The organism is Actinomycetota bacterium, assembly GCA_041658565.1.
GTDB lineage: Bacteria > Actinomycetota > AC-67 > AC-67 > AC-67 > JBAZZY01.
Genome location: JBAZZY010000006.1, coordinates 44,435 through 63,517 on the forward strand (window position 1 = coordinate 44,435; position 19,083 = coordinate 63,517).

Annotated in this window: 17 protein-coding genes; 13 read left to right on the forward strand and 4 right to left on the reverse strand. The window is 65.8% G+C overall.

Annotation, left to right across the window (positions count from 1 at the left end; all coding sequences use genetic code 11):
- Positions 1 to 7 precede the first annotated feature (7 nt).
- Complete coding sequence (locus WDA27_05365; protein ID MFA5890362.1) at positions 8 to 1,489, reverse strand: AMP-binding protein; 1,482 nt, start codon at positions 1,487 to 1,489, stop codon at positions 8 to 10.
- Between the two features lie 167 nt (positions 1,490 to 1,656).
- Between WDA27_05365 and WDA27_05370 the strand changes: the two genes are divergently transcribed.
- The 5 genes from WDA27_05370 to WDA27_05390 are packed head-to-tail and all read left to right on the forward strand — an operon-like array spanning position 1,657 to position 6,405.
- Positions 1,657 to 2,886: a hypothetical protein gene (locus WDA27_05370; protein MFA5890363.1), complete on the forward strand. Its 1,230-nt coding sequence runs from the start codon at positions 1,657 to 1,659 to the stop codon at positions 2,884 to 2,886.
- Positions 2,883 to 3,827: a branched-chain amino acid ABC transporter permease gene (locus WDA27_05375; GenBank protein MFA5890364.1), complete on the forward strand. Its 945-nt coding sequence runs from the start codon at positions 2,883 to 2,885 to the stop codon at positions 3,825 to 3,827. Before WDA27_05370 ends, WDA27_05375 begins: the two co-directional genes overlap by 4 nt.
- Complete coding sequence (locus WDA27_05380; protein ID MFA5890365.1) at positions 3,827 to 4,891, forward strand: branched-chain amino acid ABC transporter permease; 1,065 nt, start codon at positions 3,827 to 3,829, stop codon at positions 4,889 to 4,891. Before WDA27_05375 ends, WDA27_05380 begins: the two co-directional genes overlap by 1 nt.
- Positions 4,878 to 5,654 carry an ABC transporter ATP-binding protein gene (locus WDA27_05385; GenBank protein MFA5890366.1) on the forward strand — a complete coding sequence of 259 codons (777 nt, stop codon included), beginning with the start codon at positions 4,878 to 4,880 and terminating at the stop codon, positions 5,652 to 5,654. Before WDA27_05380 ends, WDA27_05385 begins: the two co-directional genes overlap by 14 nt.
- Positions 5,647 to 6,405, forward strand: coding sequence for an ABC transporter ATP-binding protein (locus WDA27_05390; GenBank protein MFA5890367.1), 759 nt, complete (start codon positions 5,647 to 5,649; stop codon positions 6,403 to 6,405). Before WDA27_05385 ends, WDA27_05390 begins: the two co-directional genes overlap by 8 nt.
- A 14-nt stretch (positions 6,406 to 6,419) precedes the next feature.
- On the opposite strand, the gene WDA27_05395 is transcribed toward WDA27_05390, so the two are convergent.
- The gene (locus WDA27_05395; GenBank protein MFA5890368.1) at positions 6,420 to 6,872 is read right to left on the reverse strand and encodes a hypothetical protein; all 453 of its coding nucleotides are present in this window, start codon (positions 6,870 to 6,872) and stop codon (positions 6,420 to 6,422) included.
- Positions 6,873 to 6,952: 80 nt separating this feature from the next.
- Here WDA27_05395 and WDA27_05400 point away from each other — a divergent pair, with 80 nt between their 5' ends.
- Together WDA27_05400 and WDA27_05405 are read left to right on the forward strand one after the other, a co-directional pair.
- Complete coding sequence (locus WDA27_05400) at positions 6,953 to 8,332, forward strand: ABC transporter substrate-binding protein (protein MFA5890369.1); 1,380 nt, start codon at positions 6,953 to 6,955, stop codon at positions 8,330 to 8,332.
- A gap of 28 nt (positions 8,333 to 8,360) precedes the next feature.
- Complete coding sequence (locus WDA27_05405) at positions 8,361 to 8,993, forward strand: cyclase family protein (protein MFA5890370.1); 633 nt, start codon at positions 8,361 to 8,363, stop codon at positions 8,991 to 8,993.
- Here WDA27_05405 and WDA27_05410 read toward each other — a convergent pair whose 3' ends face one another.
- Positions 8,994 to 10,214, reverse strand: a complete 1,221-nt coding sequence (locus tag WDA27_05410) for an MFS transporter (GenBank protein MFA5890371.1) — start codon at positions 10,212 to 10,214, stop codon at positions 8,994 to 8,996. It lies immediately after the preceding gene.
- Between the two features lie 21 nt (positions 10,215 to 10,235).
- Positions 10,236 to 11,150, reverse strand: a complete 915-nt coding sequence (locus tag WDA27_05415; protein MFA5890372.1) for a ribokinase — start codon at positions 11,148 to 11,150, stop codon at positions 10,236 to 10,238.
- 161 nt (positions 11,151 to 11,311) lie between these two features.
- Here WDA27_05415 and WDA27_05420 point away from each other — a divergent pair, with 161 nt between their 5' ends.
- The 6 genes from WDA27_05420 (at position 11,312) to WDA27_05445 (ending at position 18,759) form a co-directional block, all read left to right on the forward strand.
- A complete protein-coding gene (locus tag WDA27_05420) occupies positions 11,312 to 12,937 on the forward strand; it encodes a hypothetical protein (GenBank protein ID MFA5890373.1) in 1,626 nt (541 codons plus the stop codon).
- A 31-nt stretch (positions 12,938 to 12,968) separates the two neighbouring features.
- Complete coding sequence (locus WDA27_05425) at positions 12,969 to 15,110, forward strand: PQQ-binding-like beta-propeller repeat protein (protein MFA5890374.1); 2,142 nt, start codon at positions 12,969 to 12,971, stop codon at positions 15,108 to 15,110.
- Between the two features lie 178 nt (positions 15,111 to 15,288).
- Positions 15,289 to 16,554 (forward strand): aminotransferase class V-fold PLP-dependent enzyme, encoded by a 1,266-nt coding sequence (locus WDA27_05430; protein ID MFA5890375.1) that lies wholly within the window; start codon positions 15,289 to 15,291, stop codon positions 16,552 to 16,554.
- Positions 16,551 to 17,537 (forward strand): Gfo/Idh/MocA family oxidoreductase, encoded by a 987-nt coding sequence (locus WDA27_05435; GenBank protein MFA5890376.1) that lies wholly within the window; start codon positions 16,551 to 16,553, stop codon positions 17,535 to 17,537. Before WDA27_05430 ends, WDA27_05435 begins: the two co-directional genes overlap by 4 nt.
- A gap of 48 nt (positions 17,538 to 17,585) precedes the next feature.
- Positions 17,586 to 17,969 carry a nuclear transport factor 2 family protein gene (locus WDA27_05440; GenBank protein MFA5890377.1) on the forward strand — a complete coding sequence of 128 codons (384 nt, stop codon included), beginning with the start codon at positions 17,586 to 17,588 and terminating at the stop codon, positions 17,967 to 17,969.
- Positions 17,970 to 17,973: 4 nt separating this feature from the next.
- Entirely contained in the window at positions 17,974 to 18,759 is a 786-nt protein-coding gene (locus WDA27_05445) for a thioesterase family protein (GenBank protein ID MFA5890378.1), read from the forward strand.
- Positions 18,760 to 19,083: the final 324 nt, after the last annotated feature.

Below are 19,083 nucleotides of genomic sequence, written 5' to 3' on the forward strand. Positions count from 1 at the left end.
CTGCACGCTAGATCCGGCGCGCGCGCCCGCTCCAAAACGGCTCCCTCAGCTCCCGCTTGCGGACTTTGCCGTTGGGGTCGCGCGGGAGCCGGTCAACCAGGTCAACTGTGCGTGGGCACTTGAAGTGCGCCAGGCGCGCTCGGCAGAACTCGATCAACTCGGCCGGGCCGGCCTCGGTCCCCGGGCTTGCTTCGATGATGGCGTGAACGGACTCGCCCCACTCCTCGTCGGGGATCCCGATCACCGCTACGTCGGCGACGCCGGGGTGCGCGTGCAGGACCGACTCGACCTCGGCCGGGTAAACGTTCGCGCCTCCGGTGATGATCACGTCTTGGCTTCGGTCGGTCAGGTACAGATAGCCGTCCGCGTCGAGCGTGCCGATGTCGCCGACGGTAAAGACGTCGCCGCGCCAGGCGCGCGCGGTCTTGTCGGGCGCTCCGGCGTATTCGAACCGTCGGCCGTCGGCCGGCGAGAAATACACGAGTCCGGTTTCACCCGGTGCGGCGTCCTTGCCGTCGTCGTTCAAGATGCGCACGGTCACACCCGGGAGCGCGCGCCCGACGCTTCCGGGGTGTGCGAGCCACTCGCCGGGCGAGATCAGCGCGGCACGCCCTTCGGTGGTTCCATAGAACTCCCACAGCGTGCCTTCGGGGAAGAACTCGAGCGCGCGCCGTTTCACTTCCTCGGGGCACGGCGCGCCGGCGTGAAGGACTCGTCGCAGTGACGACAGGTCGGCGTCTCGTCGCTCCAGACGCAGGATTCGCGCGAGGTGGATCGGCACCATGAAGGTCCACGTGACGCGCTCGCTCTCGATCAGCGCGAGTGTCTGCGCCGGGTCGAACCGTTCGGGCAAGACCACCGTCTGTCCGGCCTGCAGAGCTTGACAAGAGAATGACAGTGGAGCGGTGTGGTAAAGCGGCCCGCAGACCAGGTGGACGCCGCTCGGGTCGTCGACGCCGAACAGCGCGAGGTGGCGCGGGATCCCTTCGAGTTGTACGCGCGCGTCCAGAGGCGCGCGCACAACGGCCTTGGGCCGGCCGGTGGTTCCCGAGGTGTAGTGGCGAAGTGAGATCGGAGCAAGGTCACGCGCGCCCGGCGGCGGTTCCACCGACGCCGCAGCGACCAAAGCCCGGTACTCGTCCAGGGGCATAGAGGGTAGGTCCGTGAAAGCGAAGTCGCTCTCGACAACCAGGACGCGCGCGCGCGAGTCTTCGACCAAGTAGTGAACCTCGTCGCGCTGCGAACGCCAGGGCACTGGAACCACGTCGGCGCCGAGCAAAGCGGCGCCGGCCGCGATCTCGTAGAACTCGACGCTATTGCGCAGCGCGACGGCCACCGCGTCTTCGGCTACGACACCGCGCTCGCGAAGGACGTTCGCGGCGCGGCAGGCGCGCGCGCAGAGGTCGGCGAAAGACACCCGATCGTCACTGGTGACCAATGCGGTTCGTTTGGGTTCAAGCAGGGCGCGCGCGCGTAGTCCTAGATTCATCGGAGGCAGGGTACGCACGGTTGGGCGGGAGTGCATTCGGGCGCGCGCGGGTGGGAGACCCGGCGAACTTTCGAAAGGGGGAAAAGGGGGAAAGGGGATAGGGGATTTTGAGTTCCCGTGCTAAGTTTGAGTGGTTCATCCAAGCTGTCCTGCGTGTGAGGGAGCCCATGACGCAGCGTCGGATCTTGTTGGTGTCGCGAGCGGCAGTCGCAGGGGCTGCCGTGTTCTCTCTGGTCGCGTTCCCGGGCGGCGCCGGAGCGGAAGGCGCCGATCCTGCCCCGAAGGCGGCGGCGATCTCCAAGCAGGCCTGGTACACGGCCAAGACCAGCAATGCTTTCCCGGCTGTCATCTTCCACGAATTCCCACCCGGGCTCATGTGCCTCGTCGGACCCGAGGCGTGCAATGACCAGGCGAACGCGGTTACTCAGCCGGTAGAGGATGCGATGGTCGGCATATCGATTCCGGGTGGGCCCGTGCAGCCGGTGGCTCCGGCAACGATCCCGGTCGGGCTGCTGGGCGGCAAGCTCCGCTACGCGACGGTGATGAAGATCGACACAGAGCCCCTGCCGGAGAACTTCGCGATCGACCGGTTTGATCTGGTGCTGCACGAGGACGGGGCTGCCTACGCGATGGAGTCCCCGGCATTCCGTTCTTTGGTGCGTACGTTGATCGGTCAGTACGTGGACGAGCCGTCCTACGAGCCTTTCCAGGCTTTCTTTGAGAGCATTGTTGCCCAAAAGACGGCGCTGGCGTCGGTGGAACCGACCGGCGTTGAGGCGTGCGCGGTCACTGGGTCCTGGACTGAGGGTGACAACCAGGATGCCGCAGGGCTGCCCGAACGCGAATGCGCGTTCGGCTCCAACGGGGTCAAAGCCGCCGACGGATCTTGGACCTTCGACCTAAGTGTGATGGCGCGCGCGTGGGCCGACGGCACGATCCCCAACCAAGGCGTGTACCTGGGTCCCATCACTGCGCAGAACCTCGAGTACGGGGACCCGGACTACTCGACGAACTTCCTGCTCTCGTTCGGCAGCAAGGACGCGGCCGAAGCAACGCACCCGGCCCTGCGAGTGTCTTACGTGGAACTTCCCGCGGAGATCGAGCCGGACCCGACGCCTTCGTTCGAGCCGGTTCCCATTGGTGATCCGGTTCCCTCGTACGATTTCCCGACGACTTCGGTCCCCACCACCGTGTCTCCTCCCGTGAGGGGGGGTCCGATCGCGCTGGGGCCGACGCTCCCGGTCGGCAAGCCCTTCATCCCTGCACGCATGTGGCTGGCCTTCCCCCTCGGGCTGGTGGCTGCGGCACTGTTCTCGCGCGGACTCGGTTCTGAAGCCGAGCCGGCTTTCGCGCGTGCCGGTGGCGCGCTCACCCGCCTGACGGGCGGGGATTCGTGAAGGCAGTACTCGACGTACTAGTCATCGGGCTCCAGAACGGAGCCATCTATTCTCTCGTGGCGCTCGGGCTCGTGCTCGTCTACAAGGCCACGCGGGTGCTGAATTTCGCGCACGGCGAGGTGGGTACGACCGCCGCGTTCGTTGCGTGGGTGCTCATCGTCGGCGGCGACACAGAGCGCGGTGCGCTCACGCCGGGCGCTCTGTGGTGGGCCGCGATCCCGGCAGTGGTCGTTGGAGTGTTGCTGTCGATGGGAGTCAGCACGTTGATCGGCCGTCTTCGCGGAAGCTCGGCGGTAACATCGCTGGTTGCGACGGTGGCGATTGCGTTGCTGCTCGTGGCAACGCAGCTCGGGTTCTTTCGCGCACAGGCTCGTCGATTCCCGCGGTTCGTCGAAGGCTCGCCGTGTTTGCGCGGAGCAGCCGACGGAACGTGCGCGCGCGAACTTACGATCGGCAGCATTGTGGTTTCTTGGCACACGTTGATCATTCTGGCCGTGCTCGGAGTGACGTCGTTGCTGCTTGCCGCCTTCTTCCGTACGCGATGGGGAACGGCGCTGCTGGCGATGGCGCAGGATCCTTACGCCGCCGAATTGCAGGGGATCTCGGTGCGGCGCATGACGATGCTGGCGTGGGGAATGGCCGGTGCGCTTGCGGCTATCGCCGGGATCCTCGGTGCAGGCGTGTTCAATCAGTTGACCCCGGGGTTGATGCTGGGGACGTTCCTAATTCCCGGCTTCACCGCGGCAGTGCTCGGCGGCATCACGTCGATGGCCGGTGCTGCAGTCGGCGGCATCGTCCTTGGGATCACCGTTGCAGCGGCGAACCAAATCGTGCAGAGCCTTAGGTGGAACTTGCCCGGTCCTCCGCACGTCGCGGTCTTGTTGGTGTTGATGGCTGTGTTGCTGGTGCGTCCACGCGGCCTGTTGGGGAAGGAAGCGTAGTGCGGGTTCCGCAGATCCGTGGCGCGCGCGCGGGAGTCCTCGTCGTTGCGGGGGCGGCCGCACTGGCGCCGCTGCTGGTTCCAGAGGTGTTCTTGAACGTCGCTTCTCGCGCGATCTTGTTTGGGATTGTGGGCTTGTCGATCAACGTCTTGATCGGATACACCGGACAGGTTTCGCTCGGCCACGCGGCGTTCGTCGGCATCGGCGCGTTCGGTGCAGGGTTCGCGCAGACCGAGATGGTGTTGCCGTTTCCCGTCGCGCTGGTGTTCGCAGGGCTGACCGGCGGCGTCGCCGCGGTTGTGCTCGGTGGTGTGGCGCTGCGCGTGCGCGGCTTGTACCTGGCGCTGGTAACGCTCGCATACGGGATCTTCGCTCAGGAAGTGATTTTCAACATCCGGTCGCTGACGGGAGGCGGAGCCGGCATGCCGGCTCCGCGGCCGAGTTTCGCTACGGGAAATCTGGCCTACGCATACATGTGTCTTGGGTTGCTGGGTGTGGCGATCGCGTTCGACCGGCGCTTGACGAGTTCGCGTGCCGGACGTGCGATCCAGGCGCTGCGCGACGACGAGCGAGTCGCGGCGTCGTGGGGCGTCAATGTGACTGCATACAAGTTGCTCGGCTTCGTCATCTCAGGCGCGATGGCGGGGATTGCGGGTGGGCTGCTTGCGTCGGTCGAGCAGATCGTGGCGCCGTTGGACTTCGCATTCACGTTGTCCCTCACGTTCCTGCTGATGGCGGTTATCGGTGGCGTCGGTAGTCGCGCCGGCGCGGTGGTCGCGGGAGTCTTCGTCGCATCTTTGCCGACACTGCTCGATGCCGCGCACCGCAACATTCCGTTCCCTCCGTTCAGCGTGCTGAACGCTTCGTTCTCTCCGCTGGTTGTCGCGCTGCTTGTGTTGATCGGCTTCCTGTTCTTCCCCGGCGGTTTTGCTGAGGTCGGCAGGACGATTGCCGGAGCCGTGCGCGCCCGGGCCGCGCGGTCGCGCGCGGCGGCTGCCGTAGCCGTCGCCTCCGATCCGCTCATCGATGTCTCCGTGGGGGAGGGCGCTCATGCCGGTGCTTGAGGCGCGCGACATCGCGATACGGTTCGGCGGAGTGCAGGCTCTGGACGGTATCGACTTCTCGGTGGATGAGTGGGAGATCGTCGGAATCCTTGGACCCAACGGCGCCGGCAAGACGACGTTTTTCAACTGCGTCTCAGGGTTTTCGCGGCCCGACCGCGGAAGTATCCACTTCCGCGGGCAGGACATCACAGCGATGCGACCGGACGAGCGCGTCGCGCTTGGGATCGGCCGGACGTTCCAGCAAGTCGGCCTGGTGCGGTCGTTCACCGTTGCGGAGAACCTGTTGGCCGCGCAGCATCTCACTGCCGCTTACACGAACCTCTCCGGGTTTGTCGGCGCGCCGCGCGCGCGCGCGCGGGAGCGTGTGATGCGAGATCGGGCGATGACTGTGCTCGAATTCATGGGACTGGCCGATCTCGCCGGTGAGACCTTGTCGGGGTTGTCTTACGGAACGCTCAAGATGGTGGAGGTTGCTGCGGCGATCGCGGTGGACCCCCAGGTTTTGATGCTCGACGAGCCGCTCGCGGGTCTCGCGCCTGAGGAGGCGACGGAGTTCGGCGATCGGTTGCTGGTGATGCGGCGGGAGTTGGGCCTCGCGGTCGTGATCGTGGATCACCACGTGCCCCAAGTGCTGCGAGTCGCCGACTACGTCTACGTGTTGAATTTCGGGAGTTTGCTCGCGCAGGGCAGTCCCGAGGAGATCCGCGTGAATCCGGCCGTCGCCGAGGCCTACATGGGCAAGGAGGCGACCAGCGTTGCCTAGGGCCGCCGCGGCGCGCGCGCCGGAGATCATCGCAGACGACCGTCCCGTGCTGCTGCGCGTCACCGATCTTCGGGCCGGGTACGGGATTCGGCCGGTGCTGCACGGTATCTCTTTCGAAGTGCGCGCCGGTGAGACCGTGGTCTTGCTGGGTCTGAACGGTGCCGGCAAGACGACGACCGCTAAGGCGCTGTGCGGCGCCGTGCGCCCGTGGTCGGGCAGCGTCGAGTTCGACGGGAAGGCCGCCGAGCATTGGAGCGTGCAGCAAGCCGTGGCGGCCGGAGTCGTGATGTCGCCGGAAGGCCGGCACGTATTTCCCGATCTCACGGTCGAGAAGAACCTCGAGGTCGGCGCCTGGTCGCAACGCCGGGATTCCTCGTGGCTCGGGCAACAACTTGAGCGCGTTTTCGAGTACTTCCCACGCCTGCAGGAACGCCGCGGACAGAATGCGGGAAGCCTGTCGGGAGGCGAGCAACAGATGCTTGCGATCGCGCGCGCGCTGATGGCCCGGCCCCGCATGCTGATCATCGATGAGGCGTCCTTGGGTTTGGCTCCGGTCCTCGTCGAGACGGTCTTCGAGATCGTGCGCCGCATCAACGCCGACGGAGTGACGGTGTTTCTGGTCGAGCAGCACGTCGGCGCGCTGCAGGTTGCCGACCTTGCGCTCGTGATGGAGCAAGGCACGATTGCGGCGGAATTCCGTGGGGACGAGTTGAAGGACTCTTCGCGCGTGCGGAAGGTGTTCTTGGGATGAGGCGGCGAGCGGGTCTAGTTCAGAGTTGCCGTCGGACGGCATACCCGGCAAGGCGTCAGTCCTGTTTCCGACACATCGCCCAGAGACAACTCGGGAAGTTCCCCGCGACCCTCCAGCAAGCGGCACGTCGGCAAATGGTAGACGGAGGTTCCGGCGACGATCTGCGGACCTCGGTGCAGCATGGGGCTATCCGCGGGTGTTGTGGACCGGCGCTCGAGCGTTTCGATCAGCCGATCCATGTGGGCCGACAGATCGCGGCGCCGGCGACGGGACTCTTGAACCAGCAGCAGCGTGAATCCGGCGCCCATCAAGCCGATTCCTCCGAGTCCGCCGGAGATCAAGTAAGGGACTTGTCCCTGTACGTAGTCGATGCGCGCGGCGCCGTACCACCCCAGAGCGAGAACTCCGAACCCGGACAGGATCAGCCCCATCGCGATGTTTCTGGTTTCCATCGGTCCGTTGCGCATGACAACTATTGTACGGACTTCCACGGCATTTCGGTAGGTTTGGCGCGAATTTCGCGCGCGACGATGAAAGGTCGGTTCCAATGAGGCGATCTCCTGCCGGTACCGCGGTGCTTCTGGCCCTTGCTTTGGGGCTCGTGGGGTGCGGCCAGCTTCCCAACGCGCACGTCGAGAGCCGGAATCAGATCGGTGCTCCGCGCGATGGTTACTCCGAGGACGTGTATCCGTCCGACCAGCCCATCGACCAGCCGTCCTACAATCCTGGGGATCCGGTGCCGACGACGACCGGCGTGCCCACCGGAGGTCCGACTGCGACCGCTGCGCCGGGACGCTACGTCGTTCGCGGCCACGACCGGACCGGCGTTACCGCGACCACTATCCGCTTCGGCGCGCACGCGCCGGTGACCGGCGCCGCGCCGCTGCCGAGTCGCAGCTTCGAGAAGGCGGCCGACTTGTATTGGCGATGGATCACCGAGGTGAAGCACCAGAAGATCCTCGGGCGCTCCAAGATCGAGTTGTCGTTCGCGGATGACCGGTACCAGCCGAGTTCTGCGACGCAGGTGTGTCGCGAGTTGGGGCAGAAAGTCTTTGCGATGTCGGGCGCCGGCGGGACCGACCAGATCCAGGCGTGTGGCCGTTACGCCGATGCCGCACACATCCCGTACACGTCCGTCGGCGTCACCGAGCGGGGGCTGACCGGGCTGAAGTGGTACTTCGCGTTCTCCATGTCCTACCGCACCCAGAGCGAGTTGTTGGCCAAGTACGTCAAGCGGAACTTCGGCAACAAGAAGGTGGCGGCCGTTCTCACGGACACTCCGAACTTCGACGATGCGGTGCAGGGATGGGAAAAGGGCGTCAAGGCTCAGAATCTGAACTACTTCCGAACGTTCCGTCATCCCAAGGGTGACACCTCTTGGTACAACACCGTTGCGCGCGATCTGCAGAATGCCGGCGTTCAGGTGCTGTACATCAACACATCTCCCGTGGACTACATTCGCTTTGCGCAGCAGGCGAACCAGCAAGGGTTCCGCCCGCAGTACGTCGGTGTCGGAATCACGATGGCTCTGAACCCGGTTCTGGAGTCGGGGTGTCCCGACGTGGACGGGGGCATCTTCTTCTCCCCGTTCCCCGGACTGGACTGGGCGCGCAAGAACCAGAAGGACTTCTTCCAGGCGGCTGCACATTTCGGTGCCCCGCAGGACGACCTCGCGTTTGCGATCTGGGGTCAGGCGAAGGGAACCCACGAATCTTTCAGGCGATACGAAGCCGCGTACGGAACCGACCTGACGCGCGAGGACTTCCGTGACTTCCTGGAAACGCAGACCGGGATTCACGGCGGGGTGTTCCCCGACCAGAACTACAGTCCCACCGACCACTTCGGCGCGCGCCAGGTGCACGTGCTGAAGGCCAGCTGTGCCAAGCAAGAGCACGTTACGCTTGAAGCGTTCGTAACCGACTTCTAGGTTTCGGCGGCTTCAGGGGGGAGGTGCGATGCCGGTCTTCGACATCTCGCTCGGCATCGAGCCCGGGATGATGGTGTGGCCGGGGGATCCGCTCGTTGTGGTGGAGGAGACTTCGCGCATGGCGCGCGGCGACCTTGCCAACGTTTCGACGCTGCGACTGGGCACGCACACGGGCACCCACGTCGATCCCCCCTGTCATTTCATCGATGGAGCCGTGACGGTGGACGAGATCCCGCCCGACGTTCTTGTGGGCCCGGCCGTCGTGCTGGACCTTCGCGCGGTTGCCGGAGAGATCACGCCGCAGGATCTGTGCGCCTTGCCCGACGGGGCCGAGCGCGTGTTGTTCCGTACGTGCAACTCTGATCTGTGGGCACGTGGCGCGCGCGCGTTCCCCGAGGACTACGTATCGCTGGGGCTGGAGGGCGCGCGGTGGTTGGCGGCGCGCGGTGTGCGTTTGGTCGGCACCGACTTCCTGTCGATCGAGCAGCGCGGAGCGCCGGGGCACCCCGTGCACGTCGCGTTGTTGGAAGCCGGCGTGGTGATCGTCGAGGGGCTCGACCTTCACGCCGTGGATCCGGGCGATTACACATTCATGTGTTTGCCTTTGAAGGTCTCGGGTGGGGACGGCGCACCGGCGCGCGCCCTGCTGTCGCGCGCCTGATCAAGTCGCAGCGTGATCGTCGCCGGCGCCCAGAGGTACGCGGCGGAACCATGCGTACAAGGCGAGGTCGTAGATGGTCTTGATTCCTCCTGCCACAAGGAACGGGAGCCCCGGCGCCGCGCGAAGCGCGGCGCCGGCAAACGCTGCGCCGACCGGACGCGTGAGGTATCGCGCAACGTTGGTGTACGAGGCGGCCGCGATGCGCTCGTCCGGATCCACGAGCGAAACGATGTACGCCTGGCGTGTCGGCACGTCCATCTGGCTCAGCACCTGTCGCGCCAGCAGCAGAGCGATGCCCACCGGCAGCGACGGGGCGAAGGCAATCCCCGCGAGTAGCAGGTTCGACGGAAGGTGCGTGAAGACCATGGTGTTCAGAAGGCCGAAACGCTCGGCGATGCGCGGCGCGGCGAGGAACGAAGCGGTCTGCAGCAGGCCGGCCCCGAAGAACACGAGTCCGAGTGTCTCCAGCGACGCGTCGAACTCGCGGCGGAACCAGAATGCAACGAACGACTGGATGACGAATCCGCCGCCGAACGAGTCCGCAGCGAACAACGCGGACAAGCGCATGACGGTCTTCTTGCTTCGTTCCAGCGGCGCGCGCCGAACCGTGGTGCGGGATGCTTCCACCGTATCCGTCAGCGAACGTGCGATTAGCGCCCCGGCTGCGGCCGCCGGAACCAGCAGCAGGAAGAACCGCTGGTCGGCGATGCCGAATCCGAACGCATCCCGAAGCAGTGCTGAACCGCCCGCCAGTAATGCTCCCGTCGAGCCGGCGAGTGCAGCGATCGCGTTGTAGGTGCCGAACGCGCGCGCCCGACTCGACGCGGGAACTACAGACGGAAGCATGGCTTGTTCCAAGGATGTGAACGGGCCCGACTCGATGACTTCGGTCGACAGGGTTCCGGTAAGTGCGACGATGAGGAGGATCCAGAATGCCTCGGCGAACGCGAACACGACCGCGGTCGCAGCGAATCCGCAGAAGAGCAAGAAGTAAAAGCGCCGCCTTCCGACGACGTCTCCCCACCGTGCGACAACCACGGACATGACCGCGATGCCCGACACGACGGCTGCGAATAGGAGACCGGCGCGCGCGCCCGACCACCCGCGCGCCTCCAGGGTGGCTCCGAGCAGAACCGATCCGAAGCCGTACGCGAGCGCGCGCACTCCTTGCGCAGCGTAGATCTTGCGCGCGTCCGGATGCGGTCTTGCTGCGGTTGCCACGTCCGAAGGATACGTGCGTGTCTACGCGTTTTGAGACAGGAGGTTCTCGACCTCGCGCGCGCGAGGCATCGACGGACCGGCGCCGGGACGCTGTACGCAGAGTGCGGCGGCTGCGTTGGCGTACCGAAGTGCCTGGGCAAGTGGCGCGCGTCCGGCGAGTTGCGCCGCAAGCGCGCCGACGAAGCAGTCGCCGGCGCCGGTGGTATCGACCGCGCGCACAACACGTCCTGGGACCACGATGTCGCCCCCCGGCGCTGAGGCAACGACGCCGCCGGCTCCCAGGGTTACCACGACGACTTGCGATGGAAGCGTCCGCAGGCGCGCGGCTGCCGCCAGAATCGGCTGTGTGTCCGCGGCGACTTCTTCGCCCAGTAGCGCAGCCAGTTCGGTTTCGTTCACGACGATTACGTCGCACAGGCGCGCGAGCGTTGCCGGAACCGGAGCCGCGGGCGCCGGGTTCAGTAGCGTCGTTGCTCCGGCCGATCTGCCGCGCATGAAGAACGCTTCGATGGTGGGCAGGGGGATCTCGAACTGACTCACCAAGACGTCATCGGATGCGATCGGGACGGCGGAGATGCTTGCCGCGTCCATCAGCGCGTTCGCACCCGCTGCGACGACGATCGTGTTGTCTGCTTCGGCCACGACGATGAGTGCGGTTCCCGTCGGAACATGGGCGACGCGCCGGACATGGGTGGTATCGATTTCGCACCCCGAGAGAAACGTGGCCAGGTCATCCCCGAAGGCGTCGGTTCCCAATGCGGCGCACAACAGCGTGGGACATCCCAGGCGCGCGGCGGCGACCGCCTGGTTCGCGCCCTTGCCTCCCGGGTAGAAGCGGAGGTCCGAGGCGTGAACGGTTTCTCCGACACGCGGGTGGCGCGCGGCCGAGGCTACGACGTCCATGTTGATGCTGCCTGCGACGACGACTGCCGCCATATCTCTTCTCTCGCTTCCGATCCGGGGAACTTCTGGTTCCGTTTCGCGGTGTTTCACACTATCGCTGGTGAGCTCTTTGCTTTCCCTGCTGAAAACCCTTGACTGCACGAAAACGTATGAATACCCTACAAATACATACGCTCACATAAAGGACGAATCGGATGGCCATGCGCTCTTCACCCAGGCACATCGTGCGGCAAGCTCTTGCACTGCTCGCGGTCGCTGTGTTGCTCCCGGCGACCCCAGGGCGCGCGGCTCTGGTGGGGGCCCTCGATGCCGCCGATGAGGCGGCTGCGATCGAGCTGGAAGCAAAGATCGAGGACAACTTCTACCAGGGTCAGATCTACGAAGTCGATTATCGGACCGCGGACCGCATTCCCGGTGACATCACGAACGTAGGTGCGTTCGGGGACTCCGCCCTGTGGACCGGCACGTATTTGAGCGCCCAGTCTTTCCGATACGCACTGGCCAAGATCAAGCTGGCCGGCGGAGCGAGCGGCGACGATGCCGTGTTCTGGCAGCGGCAGAAGTCGCAAGCGAAATCGCGTATCGACGAAATGGTTGCCAAGTACCACATGCTCATCAATATCTCGCGCAACTGGAACCACGACTTCGGTCCGTCGGTGAACCCCGGCGATCCCGCGCATCCGGCGAGTTTCGGAGGCGGAGTCGTGCGCGGTGAGGCGGGGTATTTGTTCCGGGCGTGTGTTCGCGAGAGCTTCCAATGGCGGCCCGGTCCCAACGGGGTGACTTTCAAGCTGTATTGGGACGAGGGCCCCGACGCCGGTTGGTATTACTGCGAGGATGGAACGAGTCGCGACGCTTACGCGGGGACTACGTTCGGATTGCTCAACGCGTTTGATCTCGTGGGTGCAGATGATCCGTCGATGCGCGCGCAGATTCGCGATGACGTCATCCGCATGACGGCGTTCGCTCTTAAGTACGGGTGGACGACTCCGCGGCCGCACGGCAACGTGTCGCTGCCGCCGTTAGGCCACGACTTCCATAACTTCATTTCCCCGCTGTTCGTCTATGTTCCGCTCGCGCGGCTGAACATGACCCAGGCCGCGCGCCATGTGTCGCACTCCGCCGGCACGCCCGAGCAATCCGACTACTGGGAGCGCATCTGGACCGAGGAGTTGGCCTCGCAGGGTCCGATCCTGGCCGCGTCGATGGAAGTGGACGCGGTGCAGCCAAACGACAGCTACTACAAGTACAACCTGCATCACCTCACCGGTTACAGCGTCACTCGCCTGGAGCCGAACGCCGCTGTGCGCGGACTGATCAAGCAAGCCTTGGGTGTGATGGATCGCACGACCGGCGACGAGATCAACGCGCACTTTGAAACCATCACCTACACGCTCACGGGGGAGACCTCACGGCGCGATGCGGCGATCGAGCACCTGCGCGAGTGGCGGGACTACCGCGCGCGCGTCGACCGGGGTGGCCCAACCGGCAACGAGGCGAAGTGCGGCGTCTCGTTCGAGTGCGTGCCCCAGGACCAATTGGAGACGATCGTCTCCACGCCTTCCGGCGACCAGACGATCGTCGTTGCGGGCACGTCCTCCAAGTTGCGCGCGCGGCGCCCTCTTCCCATTGCCGACCGTCCGCAGACGGACTTCCTGTGGCAGCGGCCTCCGACGCAACTCGAGACATGGACGAGCACGACCCACCAGGCCCCAGGGTCGGACTACCTGCTCCCTTACTGGATGCTGCGCTACTACACCGAGGGAGTCGTCCCGGCGCTCGACCCGTTCCCGGCATATGTGGGTCCGGCCCACGCTTGAGTCGCCTGCGGCTCTGCAAGACGGGAGCCCCGTGAGGGGACGTGTTGTAAGCGAAGGCGGTGGCGTGCCGGGGGTCGTCGTGTCCGATGGTTTGCATGTGACTCGGACGGGACCCGACGGCGGGTTCTCGCTTCCGGGATACGGTCCGTTCGTCGTGTGCGCGCGCCCGACCGGCTTCGCCGTAGATCCGTGGTTTGCGCGCGCCGGAGATGAACCGCTGGAATTCCGCATGGTTCCACAAGTCCAGGAACTGCCCTTCTCGTTCATACAGGTGACGGATTTGCACGTCGCCCTCGGAGATCGCTCGTTCGGCCCCGGCGCGGGCGACGCGACATTTTGGTTCGCGGACGGCCGGTGGAATGAGCGTGTGGTCACGACGCCGGATGTGTTGGCCGGTCTCTTCGAAGAGATCGGTGAACGACATCCGGACGGGGCGTTCATCGTGGCCACAGGGGACCTCACCAACTCGGGCGCGCGGGAGCAGTACGAAGCGTATGTTGCCGAAGCAGCGCGCTCGCGCGTTCCCGTCGTGTCGCTTGCGGGCAATCACGATCACATGCCGAGCGCTCAAGACCCCGGCGCCGCCGAGGCGGAGTCGCCGAACTTTACGGCAGTGACCGAGCGTTACGAGCGCTACGTCGGCCCACGCTGGTTCTCCTTCGACTACGCGGGAGTGCACTTCGTGGCGATCGACTGGTTTACTCACCGGTTGGGCATCGACGCCGACGTACAGGAGGCGTGGCTCGACGCGGACTTGGCGATGGTCGAGCCGGAGACGCCGGTGGTCCTCTTGGCGCACGATCAGATGCCGTCGGACTTCTTCGGCCGAATGCGAGTGGCTCCGATCGCGTCGTTCTCCGGGCATTGGCATACGACTCGCGTGGTGTCCGACGGCGGCACGGTCCACTACAACACGGGACCGGCAACCTTCGGCGGTCTGGACTTCTGCCCGCGGCACTACCGAGTGGCCGAGTGGGACGGTACCGAGTTGCGGGTGCAGACGACGGCGCGAGGTCCGGCGTTCTTGCGCGGGGCGACGTTCCGCAGCGCGCCCCTTCCCTTGACCGACGGGCCGGCGTGGGCGCGCGCGCTCGACGGCGCCGCGCACCTTGCGGCACCGGTCGTCGTGGGAGACATGGTTATCGCGACTTCGCGGCAGGAGGATCGCGCAGCGGGGGCGGTCGAGGCCTTCGATGCGATCACGGGCGAACCACGTTGGCGCGCGCGGCTTTCGAGTGCGGTCAAGAGTTCGCCCTTGGTGTGCGGGGACGCGGTTGTCGCTACATCCGTGGCGGGTGAGATCGTGTGTCTGGCCGCCGTCGACGGATCCGAGCGCTGGCGGGTCCGGCTCGCGGACGCGATGCTGCTGTGGGCGTATTTGCGGCCCGCGACCGACGGGAAGCGGGTGTTCGTGGGCGACGTGGGACGCTTCGCATGTCTGGATCTACGGGACGGATCGATCATCTGGGCGCGCGATGATCTGGGCAAGCGTGAGAACATGACTTCGTTCGCGCACCCGGTTGTTGTGGGAGGCACGTTGATTGTGGGGTTCGCCGCACAGGTTCCGGATATGTACGGGCTGGATCCCGAGACCGGAGCGACGCTGTGGCCGCACGGGGTGCGCGCGCGCAGCGTTTACGAGGGTTCGATGGCGGAGATCGTCGCGCATTTGCCTCGGTCGCTCGTCGGGGGGATCACACCCGATCCCGACGGTGCGGACGCCTACGTCGTGCGACTGGGTTCGGTGGTGGAACGCGTTCGGTGCGTGGACGGGTCGTCGGTCTGGGCGGCCCCGATCCTTGGTTGGTTCAACCCGGCGCCGCCGGTGGTGTGCGGGGACGCGGTGTTCGTCGTCGCCGGAACGGGGGAGGTGTCGTGCCTGGACCGTAGTGACGGCGCTCTTCGCTGGAACGTATCTGTGTCCCAGAGCGCGCCGGTCGCGATGGGTCCTTACCGCGACACCGGCGCCGTGGCGCTCGCACCGGTGACGGTGGTCGCGGGAAGGGCCTGGGTTCCCCTGGGCGACGGGCGTCTGGTTGGGTTGCGCGTAGACGACGGAGTCATCGACGAGGTTCGCGATTTCGCAGTTCCGCTCACGTCTGCGCTGGCCTGTGCCGGAGGCGTTGCTTACGTGGTTGGGGTGGACGGGGTCCTTCGCGCGTTCCGGCTGTGATCGCGTCCTCTTCTTGACATCGGACAGATTGGTATAGATATTTGCCATATACGCGTTCCACGGTCGCAAGTGAAGTACCTGTTCCCCGAGTACCCCTGCCGGTTCAAGGTTTTCGGTCCGAACAAGAGCGGCTGCGAAGGCCTTCGCAAGATGTACCAGAAGCAGAACGGGGGAACCGATGACAGAACGCCTGGCAATCGACGGGGGGACTCCGGTGCGCATCGCGCCGTTGCCGCTCGGCAAAGGGGTAGCTCTTCTTGGGGACGAGGAGCGCGCCGCGGTCTTGGAAGTGATCGAGAGCCGCTCGTTGTTCCGCTACTACGGTCCGCAGTTCTTGGGGAAGGTACTCGAGTTCGAGGATGCCGTTCGCGACGAGCTGGGTACTCCGCATGCGGTTGCGACGTCCAGCGGCACTGCGGCACTGCGGGTGGCCCTTGCTGCGCTCGGCATCGGTTGCGGTGACGAGGTGATCGTTCCTGCGTTCACGTTCATCGCCACGATCAACGCCGTTGTCGTTGCCGGTGCCGTTCCGGTGTTCGCGGAGATCGACGAAACGCTCGGGCTGGACCCGGCCGACGTGGCGTCGAAGGTGACCTCGCGAACGGCGGCGATCATTCCTGTTCACCTGGAAAACGTTGCGTGCGACATGGATCCGTTGCTCGCGATTGCGCGGAGTCGCGGGATCCGGGTTCTGGAGGACGCGGCTCAGTCGATGGGGGCGACGTACCACGGGCGCGCGCTCGGGACGCTGGGAGACATCGGTGCGTTCTCGCTGCAACTCGAGAAGAACGTGACTTCCGGCGAGGGCGGTGTCGTCGTGACTGGTGATGACGATCTCCACTTGCGTGCAGCCCGGTATCAGGATCAAGGCGGGCAGTTTGTCACCGGTCACGGCGGCAGTCGCGGCGGGGAGATGGAGCAGCCGTTCGTCGGGGAGAACCTGCGCATGGCCGAGATCGCGGGCGCGATTGCCGGCGTGCAGATGCGCAAGCTTCCGGGATTGCTCGCGGCTATGCGCGCGAACAAGGTGCGCATCCTCGACGCGATTGGAGACGTTCGAGGCCTGACGCGCCGCCGCGTCGTAGATCCCGCGGGCGACGGATCCTCCAGCATTACGTGGTTTGCGCCAGGACCCGCGGTCGCCCGCCGCTTCGTCGCGGCGCTGAACGCCGAGGGGATTCCATCGGCTCAGATCTACGACGGCAAACCCGTATACGCGACCCCTTCGATCCTGCAGCGACGCACGGCGTCGGGCAAGGGCGGACCGTGGAACTGCGCCGAGCACCCGACAGACGTGGTGTATGAGATGGGGATGTGCCCACGCACGGAGGACCTTGTCGGGCGCTCGGTGTCGATCGGTGTCGGGGCGACTTTCACCGAAGCCGATTGCGGCGACGCGGCTGCCGCCGTCCGCAAGGTCGCTGCGGCCCTGCTTCCGGCGTGACCGTTCGAATCGGTCTCATAGGCTGCGGCGCTGTTGCGCGCCGCATTCACCTCCCTGGGTTCCGCGCATCGGGAATTGCCGACGTCGTCGCTTTCGCAGGCGGCTCGCCGGCGTCGGCGACGGCCGCCGCGACCGAGTGGGGCGGCGGCGCAGTGTGCGAGAACTGGCGAGAGGTTCTGGCGCGCGCCGACGTGGACGCCGTGGACATCTGCACGCCGAACTCTTTGCACGCAGAGATTGCGATCGCTGCGGCCGAGGCCGGCAAGCACGTGCTCGTTGAGAAGCCGATCGCGCGCACGCTGGCGGAGGCCGACGCGATGATTGCCGCGGCGCGCGCCGCCGGCGTCGTGATGATGACGGCCCACAACGTTCGTTTTGCGCCGCCGTTCGTTGCGATGCGCCGTGCGATCTCGCAGGGCCGTCTCGGTGCGCTCCGAGGATTCCGCGCGGCTTTCGGCCACGCTGGGCCGGAAGCGTGGGCGCCCGGTGCGAAGTGGTTCCTCGATCCCGAGGCCGCAGGAGGCGGCGTGCTGCTCGATCTTGGGATTCATGTGGCGGACGTGTTGCGTGCCGTGCTCGGCGAGGAGATCGTTGAGGTTGCCGCCATGGTCACGCCGGGAGACGTGGAGCGCGCGGCCCAAGTTGCGCTGCGAACCTCGTCGGGGGCGCTGGGGAGCATGCACGTCAGTTGGGATGCCCTTCCCGGCCCCGACCACCAACTCACCGTCTTCGGGACCGCGGGCACTGCACACGTGGACGCGTTTACGCCGCCGTGGTTGAGACCGGCCGTCGGCGGCGATGCCGAGCCGCTGCCGCTGCCCGAGCAGACGCTCGATCCGTATGGGGAGTTTGCGCGCGCCGTTGAGACCGGGAGCCCGCCGCCGGTCTCGGGCGAGGACGGCCGTGCGGCGCTCGCGATCATCGACGCGGCATACCGAGCTGCCGCGACCGGAACGACGCAGACGGTGCGCGGACCCGCGTAAAGTGGCGCGCGCGATCGCCGTTCCCGGCGGCCGGAGAGGAGGACTGACGTGTCGAACGCTGCAGCGAGCGCCTTTCGAAGCGCAGTTGAAGCAGGAGACCTGGACTCGATGCTCGCAGTCCTGTCGGACGACGTTGTGCTTCACAGTCCGGTCAGCTTCAAGCCTTTTCGCGGGAAGGACGCTGTTCGAGGTCTGTTCTCGATCTTGATGGAGACCTTCGAGGATTTCCATTACACCGATCACGTCGAAGGCGATGGAGTTGCGATTCTTGTCTTTCGCGCGCGCGTGGGAGACCGCGAAGTTGAAGGAATCGACTTGCTGCGCGCCGGCACGGACGGGCGCGTCGACGATTTCACGGTGATGGTGCGGCCGCTTTCCGGAATCAACGCGTTGTGGCAAGCGGTCGGCGCGCGCCTCTCGAAAGGCTCGTAGCGAATTGGACGCCTTCTACATCGACGAAGGGGATCGCGTCGTTCCCACGGAACTGACGCGCGGTCCCTGGGACGCGCGCGCGCAACACGGCGGTCCCCCATCGGCGATTCTGGCGCGCGCGCTGGAGCGGTGTGGCGAGAACACGCACTTCCCCTTTGTGCGCATCACCTTGGAGATCCTGCGGCCTGTGCCCATTGCTGCGGTGAAGATCGAAGCTCGCGTGGCGCGCGGGAGTCGCAGCGTCGAGTTGCTCGAGGGGTCGCTGCGCGACGACGACGGCGAGATCATGCGCGCGACTGCCTGGCGCATGCGCGCGGCCGATCTGGATCCCTCGATCGAGGAGCGCGAGGACCCACCCCCCGGCCCCGAAGACGGCGAGGTTCCTCCTTTCTTCGAGACTTCCCGAGATGTTGGTTACCACACCGCGATGGAGTTCCGGTTCCTCACAGGATCCTTTCGCGAGTCCGGGCCGGCAATGGCGTGGGCACGCATGCGAGTTCCGCTTGTCGCCGGTGAAGAACCGTCTCCGTTGCAGCGAGTGCTGGTCGCGGCAGACTCCGGCAACGGGATTTCGTCGGTGCTCGACTATCACAAGTGGCTGTTCATCAACACCGATCTCACCGTGCACCTGTTCCGGATGCCGCAAGGTGAGTGGATCAACCTGGACTCGGTGACGACGGTGAGCGCGCGCGGCGTCGGTCTGGCCGAGACCGTGCTGCGTGACAGCGACGGCCGAATCGGACGGGGGATGCAAAGCCTTCTGGTGGCACCTCGGTCGTTGACGCGCTAACGCATCCCCGATACCTTTTGCCCGCTTTATGGAGTCGCCGGGGTCCGGCGACCGGGGCGACTGGCGGGGGTCAGCATGAGCGGCTGGATTGGGTATGCGCGTAATTCGTTGTTCGGGGGGGGCGTAACCTTCGCTGGCTCGCGCTTGCCCTTGTAGTTAGTCTCGCGACACAGTTCGCTGCAGTCCGGCCCGCGGTGGCCGCAACCACTCATCCAGTCCCTCCGATTGATTCTCCCCGGACATCGGTGCGTCCGTCGCCTGTCGACGGTGAATTCTCTGGGGTGAGAAGGATGGTCTGACGGGCGCGGGACTCCCGGCGCGCGA